General features: G+C 66.0%; 7 protein-coding genes and 2 pseudogenes. 5 read left to right on the plus strand and 4 right to left on the minus strand.

The annotated features are described in order from the left end of the window. Window positions 1-345: 345 nt before the first annotated feature. From ABZ915_RS48525 to ABZ915_RS48535, 3 genes are all read left to right on the plus strand, one after another. Window positions 346-1,614, plus strand: a complete 1,269-nt coding sequence (locus ABZ915_RS48525) for an IS110 family transposase (RefSeq protein ID WP_361817836.1) — start codon at window positions 346-348, stop codon at window positions 1,612-1,614. Window positions 1,615-1,631: 17 nt separating this feature from the next. Continuing rightward, window positions 1,632-2,072, plus strand: coding sequence for an IS5 family transposase (locus ABZ915_RS48530; protein WP_361817839.1), 441 nt, complete (start codon window positions 1,632-1,634; stop codon window positions 2,070-2,072). Between the two features lie 284 nt (window positions 2,073-2,356). Next, window positions 2,357-2,566 (plus strand): hypothetical protein, encoded by a 210-nt coding sequence (locus ABZ915_RS48535; RefSeq protein WP_361817842.1) that lies wholly within the window; start codon window positions 2,357-2,359, stop codon window positions 2,564-2,566. A gap of 78 nt (window positions 2,567-2,644) precedes the next feature. Here ABZ915_RS48535 and ABZ915_RS48540 read toward each other — a convergent pair whose 3' ends face one another. Then, window positions 2,645-6,007 (minus strand): CHAT domain-containing protein, encoded by a 3,363-nt coding sequence (locus tag ABZ915_RS48540; protein ID WP_361817845.1) that lies wholly within the window; start codon window positions 6,005-6,007, stop codon window positions 2,645-2,647. Window positions 6,008-6,076: 69 nt separating this feature from the next. Between ABZ915_RS48540 and ABZ915_RS48545 the strand changes: the two genes are divergently transcribed. Both ABZ915_RS48545 and ABZ915_RS48550 read left to right on the plus strand, forming a co-directional pair. After that, window positions 6,077-6,241 carry a hypothetical protein gene (locus ABZ915_RS48545; protein WP_361817848.1) on the plus strand — a complete coding sequence of 55 codons (165 nt, stop codon included), beginning with the start codon at window positions 6,077-6,079 and terminating at the stop codon, window positions 6,239-6,241. A 9-nt stretch (window positions 6,242-6,250) separates the two neighbouring features. Continuing rightward, window positions 6,251-6,979: a hypothetical protein gene (locus ABZ915_RS48550; protein ID WP_361817851.1), complete on the plus strand. Its 729-nt coding sequence runs from the start codon at window positions 6,251-6,253 to the stop codon at window positions 6,977-6,979. 250 nt (window positions 6,980-7,229) lie between these two features. Here ABZ915_RS48550 and ABZ915_RS48555 read toward each other — a convergent pair. The 3 genes and pseudogenes from ABZ915_RS48555 to ABZ915_RS48565 all read right to left on the minus strand — a co-directional run. Further along, a pseudogene (locus ABZ915_RS48555) lies at window positions 7,230-7,566 on the minus strand (transposase); the annotation flags it as partial. Window positions 7,567-7,901: 335 nt separating this feature from the next. Next, complete coding sequence (locus ABZ915_RS48560) at window positions 7,902-8,300, minus strand: IS110 family transposase (protein ID WP_361817853.1); 399 nt, start codon at window positions 8,298-8,300, stop codon at window positions 7,902-7,904. Window positions 8,301-8,352: 52 nt separating this feature from the next. Beyond that, window positions 8,353-8,538: pseudogene (locus ABZ915_RS48565) on the minus strand (DDE-type integrase/transposase/recombinase); the annotation flags it as partial.

Below are 8,538 nucleotides of genomic sequence, written 5' to 3' on the forward strand. Positions count from 1 at the left end.
GATCCACGGCCGCGACTGTCGCTTTCCCACGACCAGACCAACGACCATTCACCCCGAAAGTCACATGATCAACAACTTCTGTTAGGACCTCTTAGCAGGCCCAGTTCTGATCACGTCACCAGACGGTTCGCACCGAGCGTTTCGATGGTCGTGGCCTGAGCCAACCGCACGGAGCACCTTTCATCGCGTCGCGAGCCTGAGAGCTCTCACGAAGACGAAGGACCGTGCAGTTCGCTGGGGTTGCGAACGGCTGGTGGGATGTTGTGCCTCGAGCACTTCCATTAGGGAGCACGCGCACCCTGCACAGGCTCTGACCTGCAGAGATGGTGGATCACCAGGGAGAACATGATGGAAATCGCAGGGTTACCAGTGCCGGTGTTCTGTGGGGTGGACTGGGCAGAAGACCACCACGATGTCGCGCTCGTCAACGCCGGCGGAACACGTCTCGCCAAGCTGCGAATCAACGACGATGCTGCTGGATTCACCCAGCTCACGGCTCTGCTGACCGAGTACGGAGACAGCAAGGATCACCCGATCCCGGTCGCGATCGAGACGTCCCGCGGACTACTGGTCGCCTGTTTGCGGGCGACGGGACGCCCCGTGTTCGCGATCAATCCGCTGGCGGTGGCCCGCTATCGAGACCGGCACTCGGTTGCGAGGAAGAAGTCGGACGCCATCGACGCTGCTGCCCTGGCGAACATCCTGCGCACTGACATGGCCGCTCACCGGCCTCTACCGAAGGATTCCGAGCTGGCCCAGGCCATTGCGGTGCTGGCACGAGCTCAGCAGGACGCGGTCTGGGACCGGGGCCAGGCCCACAACAAACTCCGCTCTCAGCTTCGTGAGTTCTACCCTGCGATCCTTGCAGCCTTCGCTGACAAACGGGAGGGCATCTGCTCGCCCGAGGCCCGGAGCATCCTGGCCGCGGCGCCGACGCCCACAGCGGCGGCTCGCCTCACACGCCGACGTCTGCAGTCCTTACTCAAACAGGCTGGACGCCTGCGCGGCATCGAAGCCGAGGCCGAACGGCTCCACGAGGTCCTCCACCGCGAGTACCTCCACCAGCTACCTCAGGTTGAGGAGGCCTTCGGCCGGCAGACCACCGCCTTGCTGCGTCAGCTGGAAGCAGCCTGCACCAATGCCGACCAGCTCGAAGCCGCCACAAGGGAGACTTTCGAGCAGCATCCGGACGCCCCGATCGTCTCCAGCCTTCCGGGCTTGGGGTCCCTCACCGGCGCCCGGGTCCTGGCCGAGATCGGCGATGACCGGGCTCGTTTCACGACCGCCGGAGCGATGAAGGCATACGCCGGCAGTGCACCGGTCACCCGGGCGAGCGGCAAAAGCTGCACAGTGATGGCCCGCCGGGTCAAGAACCAGCGGCTGGCCGCCGTCGGCTACGTCTGGGCCTTCGCCTCCCTGACCGCCTCCCCAGGCGCCAGAGCCCACTACGACCGTCGCAAAGAAGCAGGTGACCGCCACATCGCCGCCCAACGCAACCTCTTCAACCGCTTCATGGGGATGCTCTTCCACTGCCTCCAACACGGCGAGTACTACGACGAGGAGAAGGCCTTTCCCAACCAGCCTGGAGGAAGCCTCCCGGCACAAGCCGCTTGACGCGTTACCTGCGTGGGATGTCTGTCGACCGGGGCAAGTACGGCTCAAAGATCCACCTGATCACCCAGCGGACCGGTCTGCCCCTGTCTGTCGGCATCTCCGGCGCCAACGTCCACGACAGCCAGGCCCTGATCCCGCTCGTGAAGGGCATACCGCCGATCCGATCCCGGCGAGGCCCCCGACGGCGCAAGCCCGAGAAGCTGCACGCCGACAAGGGATACGACTACTCCCACCTGCGGCGATGGTTATCCCAGCGGGGCATCCGGCACCGCATAGCCCGAAAAGGAGTCGAGACCTCACAGCGGCTCGGCCAGCACCGGTGGACCATCGAACGCACCATGGCATGGCTCGCCGGATACCGTCGCCTCCACCGTCGCTACGAGCGCAAAGCCGAGCACTTCCTCGCCTTCACGAGCCTCGCCTGCACCCTCATCTGCTACCGCCGGCTCGCCAAATGAGATGACTTCTTAGAATCCAACCCCACAGGCGCCCGCTGCCTGGAGAACGCGGCCGCACCTCTCGGGGCACGTAGGGCCGCTGATCGACCGCTGCAGCCCGGCCGTTGCCCGAACAGCGTGATCGCTGCCGCACGCCTGAGGATCTGGCGGAGCGAGGAGGCCAGCCTGCTCAACCTGCTGGAGACGCCGAAGATCCCTCGATGCAGACAGGAGCAGCTCCACCAATAGCTCGACGACGTCGGATCCGTGATCAAGCCGAGGCCGAGAAAGCCCTGCGAGCAGCCATGGAACGACTCCTCGCGAACAAACACGCCCGCACCGACGGAGGCCTGATCAAGGAGAACCTCTACAAGGAAGCTGGCGTCAGCCGGGCCACGATGAAGCGGGCCAGAGCCATCCTCACCGAATGGGACCAGCGCATGACCATCACGGCGCCCGCACCCCCGGCGAAGCCCGCCGGGACACCGAACTCGACAAACTACCACGACAGTTGAAGGAGCTCAAAGCCGAACGGACCCGGCTTCAGGGCCGCCTTCCGTTGCGGGTCGGTTGTGATGCTCGTTGGAGGGAGTTTAGGCTCCGTAGAAGACGAAGGGCCCCCATGCCGCTGCGCTGGGAAACATTCGTCGGCTGTAACCGTTGCCGCCTGCGGCCAGGCGGCATTGCTCTTGCCAGTTGGGTGTCGGGCCCGGGCTCAAGGGCGTCTGCTCGGCGCGGCTGACATGGGCGGACCAGCGGTCACTCTCGTCGTGGTTGCCCGCCCTGTGGTGGGCGCGGGCCAGCGCGGCGAGGCTTAACCGATCGGTGTCGGGAAGGCGCCGTGAAGACTCCAGCCGGCTGCACGCCCAGACGATGAGGTCGGCCGCGGACCACGAGCCCATACGCTGCTGGGCGGTGGTCAATGTGCCAGCGACAACATCCGCGTCCCAGGCCGGCGCTGCGGCCAGCGATTCGTAGAACAGCGACATCAGGACACCTGTGTCGAAGTCGGCCACCGGCCAGAGGCTCAAGACGAGACCGCGCGCCCCGGCTGACAGGAGTGCGCGCCCCAACCCGACCAGTTCGTCCCGTCCTTTAACCTGATGTCGGCCGCTGCCGCAGGCGCTCAGAGTGACCAGTGCTCCCGTCCAGTCCATGGCGGCAAGACGTTCGGTCCGCATGACTTCGGTTGGGCGCGAGACGTCGGAGCCAGCGAGGAACAGTCCGCTGCGTTCTGGGCGAAGTTCGTCGAATTTCCCGTGACAGGCGAGGTGGACCAGTGAGAGCCGGTGCTCTGTGTTGACGGCTGTCTCCAGCCAGCCGCATGTGGCCTGCTCATCCAGGCGTGCGGTGCCTCCGAGCCGGTCGGCGACCTCGGCGCACTCGCTGCGGTAGTACGTGAGCTTCTGTGGCCCGGTTCCCGGAAAGCCCCCGACCAGTACCGTGCCATCCCGATGTAACGCGCTGCTGCCGGTCCTAAGCAAGGACGCGGACGGAAGATACCGCGTCGGCCGACTCATCTGCTCCGGGCCCCCCTGCGTTCTCGTGGAGGCCGAGGGTAGATGCAACGGCGCGGCATGCAGCAGGTCGTGCGGCACGACCAACACAGGGGTGCCGGGTAGGCCCGCGCCTTCCAGCGCCTCTCGTATGGCCCTGTGAAGCGGGCTCCGCAGCATCGCGTCGAGGGCCGCTGCTTGGCCTGATGCCGAGTGGGCCTGCTGCAGAGCGCGCATGGCATCGGCGTACTGCTGCCACCCCAAGTCCTCGCGACGGCCCAGCGGGAGAAGAGCGGGATCGGCTCGATCTGCTTCGAGCACGAATGCATACAGTGACTCGGAACTCGACCAGAATGCGACAAGAGCGGAGGCGCTGGAACAGCCGAGCAGACGTGCCGCCTCCCCGGCAGTGATTGGTTCAGACATCCGGTGGATGCGCAACTCCGGATGCGCGGTCGACAGTCGGTCCCACAAGTCGGTGAGTTCGTGCCGTACACGGTCCAGTTCCCTGGCCACCGCGGTCAAGCGCTGTACTCGAGCCGCGGCTTCCTCTCCCTCCCTCCTGGCCGACAGCTCTTCGCGCAGTCCACGCTGGCGGCGCCACAGGTCCCGCTCCCGGTCAAGCACGGCGTCGTCAGCGGCGCCAGTGGCCACCGCCGGACGGGTATGGCGCCGGGCATCCAACAGCGACCGGCCCCTGGCTCGCTCCGCCAAGGCGAACGCCTGAGCGGGACGGCCAAGCCCCAGGGCAGTTGCGACCGCTTCCTCGTACGGCGGGGCCACGGTCGTCTCGTACTCGGCCAGGGATCCGATGTCGAGTGCCTTTCTGCGCAGATCCTCGTACGCGTCACACGCTGCCACCAGCTGGCTGAACAGAGCAGGGCTGCGCTCCCCGCTCTTGAAGCGGTACCGGCCGATGGCCCCGTACGCCCCCATCAGCAACTGCGGATCAGCATGGTGGTGTTCAACGAGTTTTGTGAGCCGGTCCACCATCTCCGCGGCAGCGGTCTCTGTCTCAGCCGAAGCATCTGTCAGCCTGCGTTCTTGAAGGATCCGCAGCCGAATCCCCAGCCGGGTCGCGAGCTGCCTCGGGGAACCATGTGCAGGGCTTTCGGCAGCGGCAAGGCTGTACTTGATGTAGAAGTCGGCAAGCTCCCACGCTCCGTTGAGGGCGCAGATTACGGCCAACCTGCCGTCGATGATTCCCCCCATCGGCCCCGCTGGATGAACTGCGTTCTCAAGCCGAGTAGCCCGTTGACGTTGTGCAACCTCGCCCAGCCTACGGGCCCTCAGGAGGAGGCCGAGTTCTCCTTCCTCACCGATCCCGAACCGGTTTTCGATCATGGCCAGATGGCGCAGGGTGACGCACTCCGCGTGGGCGTCACCGAGCCCATGGGCCACGTGCCGGCAGCGGGAGAGCACCTCCAGCGCACGCTCGGCAGCTCCCGTACAAATATGGACCAGGCCCAGTTGGTTCCAAACTCTCGGCAGCTTGTGCGTGGCCCGCATCCGTTCCCAGTGGCTTTCGGCCTGGTACGAAAGCTCCTCCGCAGCAGCGAAATCTCCCTGCTCGACCTTGCGCTCTGCGTCGTTGGCGAGATTCGTTCCCAGGACTGTTTGGGCGATGAACACCAGGTCGATGTTCGTTGAGGGATTCCGCTCCTGTAACAGCGCCTTGGTGCGTGCCTGGATCTGCATGACCCGCATCTCGTAGAGCGCGTAATGTTCCTTGTCGACGAAGTCGCTGACCCGCTTGAGCAGGTCATGGGCGCGAGTGAAGGCGGTCTCCTGGTCATCCGCGTCACGTCCGGCCTGCCGACCGAGATACGCCATGTTCATCCAAGCCTTGGCTGCGCCAAGGTCGGCACCGGCAGCGGTGAGGGTTCGTGCAGCCGTGGCGGCCAGTTCTGCGGCTTCGTCGTAGCGGCCCTGCCGGCCCAGTTCCTGGGCAAGGTTGTCAGTGATGACGCCGCGTGCGACGGCGCCGGCTCCCGGTACCGCCAGAGCCCGACGCAGCGCGTCCTCGGCACCATCAAGACCGTGCTGGGTGAGGACGTTGGCGTGGTTCTGCAGAACCACCACGTACCCCTCGATGTCCTCGGCGGCGAGGGCTGCCTCGGCTGACGTCTCGAACAACCGGATGGCCCGTTTCAACAGGCCCGCCCGCGCGGCCGTCAGGGCCATGCCTTCCAACGCGATGCTCCGCTGGGACTCGTCCTCGGCAATCTGCAGGCTCTTGGCGTAGTGGGCCTCTGCCTCCCTCAGCCGACCTTCCATGCGCGTCGCCTGCCCCAGGAGCCGGTAGAGCCTGAACTGCAACCCCGTTTCGGCCACGCCGTCTGCTGCGGCCTCCACCGCGAGCAGGACCCTGCGGGCATCCGATATCCGCTGTTGTGCCAGCAGTTGTCTGGCGTACGTCAATTTCTTGTAGAGGACCCTGAGTTCTGCGTTGTCCGGCATCAGCTTTCCCCCCTGCCTACTTCCGGGATTTCTACCCTCAGACCAGGGCGCCTCAGACATACTGGGCCCATGGATGCTGCCGACGACGCCGAGCCTGCGATCGGTGACACACACATCGACGGTGACGACGTACTGCTCTGCTGGGACGGTCGGCAGTGGCTTCCCTACCAGCGGCAAGTCGATACTGAGGGCCATATCTTCCGCCGCCATGGGGAAGACCCCGACGACTGCTGACCTCATTCCATGACCTCCATTCCCGCCCCGCCCCCGCAAAGCCCCGCCGATCCCGTCTCCACCGGTCCGGGCGACGCCATCGCAGATCTCCGGGCCACCGCCCGCTGGACAGTCGTCGCTGTCGCGACGGTAGGTGCCCTCCTCGTCGGAGGCGGCCCCTTGACCGCCGTCGGTCGGATCCACGACTGGGGCGACACGTTCGCCGCACTCGGCGGCCTTGCACTAACGGTGCTCGGTGTCGGCTGGGCCATCTGGCAGACCGGTGAGGCGCTGACCCCGTGTCTCGCCACACTCGACGACCTCGATGCGCCCGAGATGACGCAACTGCGGGATGCCATCGCACGAAACCCGGCCGCCTACTACGGCCCCTACCGTTCTCTGGGCGAACTGCGTTCGCGCCTCCGCCTCCACCAAGCGGTCGCCGCGGACCTCGCGATAAGACTCAGCCGAGAGCAAGACCCGCTGCGGACCAAAATCCTCGAACGAGGCCTTGCCGATGCTCGCGCCAACGCAGAAGAGGCCCAGTTGCTCCAACACCGGCTCCTCGCACTGATCCATGCCTGGTCGGTCCGAAACGCTGTCCGCAGGGCGAGGCTGCACACGATTGCGGCCTCCGGGCTCGTTGTCCTTGGCGCCATCCTCTTCTTGACTGCGACGAGCGACTCGGCTGCCGAGCCGCCCGCCAAGCCGGGACCATCGGCGTCCGCCGACTCCGGCCCCGCACCCTCGCCGAACTGATCGCTCCGTAAAACTTGGATGCGATGGGTCAACGAGTTTCAGAAGCTGTTGCCATTCCGGGCTTGAGGACGGCGTTTTTGCTGGTCGGGCAAAGGGTCAAAGATCCTGTGGGAGTGGTGGTCTGTCGTGTCGCCACCCCTGTGGAGGTCATGGATGCCGTCGGTCGTGGGGCTGCTGGAACAGCGCGAGCTCGTCGTCGCGTGGACGAGCTGCAGGAGGAGGCCGACCGCATCCAGGCTGAACTGGCCGCGACGTGGGCGGAGTCGAGGACAACGCGGGGTGACATCGACCAGGCAGGCATCATCGAGCCGGTGCAGCACAGCCTCGTGCAGGCGGCCCCAGACCCCGGCTCTGGATCAGATGAGGAACCGGCGGTGGGCGGTCGACTTCGAGACGCCGAAGCGGGGAGGCAGGGCCCGCCAGGCACAGCCGCTGACCAGGACATAGATGATGGCCGCGAACAGCGTCTCACCAGGCGTGTCCTGCGTCCAGCCGCCCTGCGGCCGCACCTTCGACGGCGGGATCAGCGGCTTCACGATCTCCCACAGCCCGTCCGGAACAATCCAACTCCATGCACCCTGCCCCATATCGAGGTCAACGAGACCTCACCACATAGGACACGGTCTAATACTCCAGCCGGGCTTCTGTATTTCTGCTGGTCAACGGACTGGCGGTGGGGAGTGTAGCGGGGGTGCGGCTGCATGGGGCGGGCTTGGACAGGTCGTCCCACCAACGTGTGTCCGCGCCGCATGTAGTGACAGCGTCGGGCACGTGCCTGGTGACGGCGGCGCCATCGTGACCAGTTCAGCACGTGGTCGCGGCGTGCAGGACGGTGGAGGGTTGAGTTGCCAGCAGACGACGGATTTCGGCTGGTGTGAGGTCCACGAGGTCGGGCGTGTCGGCCTCGGCACCCCCGAGGCTGCTATATCGCGTCAAGCGGTTCGGACGAGATCGTCGGGGTTCGATGCGAGCGTTCGAGGAGCTTGAACAGCTGACGGCAGACGGCTCGTTTCAAGCAGCGCTGTGCGTCGCGGGACGTTTTGTCCTCGCCCATCCTGCGGGCCACGTACGTTCTCGTGGCCGGGTCCAGCCGCATGCGGATGAGCGTGATGGTGTGCAGGGCGCGGTTCAGCTGTCGGTCACCGCTGCGGTTGATGCGGTGCCGGTTTGTGAGCCCCGAAGAAGCCGGAATGGGAGAGACGCCGGCGAAGGACGCGAAGGCTGCCTCGGAGCGAAAGCGCCCCGGGTGTGACCAGCTGACCAGCACCTGGGCTGCGCTGATCGGTCCGACTCCTTGCAGTTCCAGCAGCTCAGGAGCCATCTGACGCACGAGGCTGAGGATCTCCCCCTCGAGGTCCTTGGCCTCAGCTTGCAGTGCGGCGGATGCCGTGCCGGCGGCAGACCTCGGCGAAGGCGGCCGCGCTGTATTGGGCGCCCCTGTCGGTGTAAAAACGACGCCGTGGGCCCGGCCGCCGCGGGTGGCCACAGCCATTTCGATCGCGTCGGTGACCAGGGAGGTGCGCATGTGGTCGGCGATCGACCAGCCCACCACCTTTCTC

The sequence above is a fragment of the Streptomyces sp. NPDC046915 genome (genome assembly GCF_040644935.1).
Classification (GTDB): domain Bacteria; phylum Actinomycetota; class Actinomycetes; order Streptomycetales; family Streptomycetaceae; genus Streptomyces.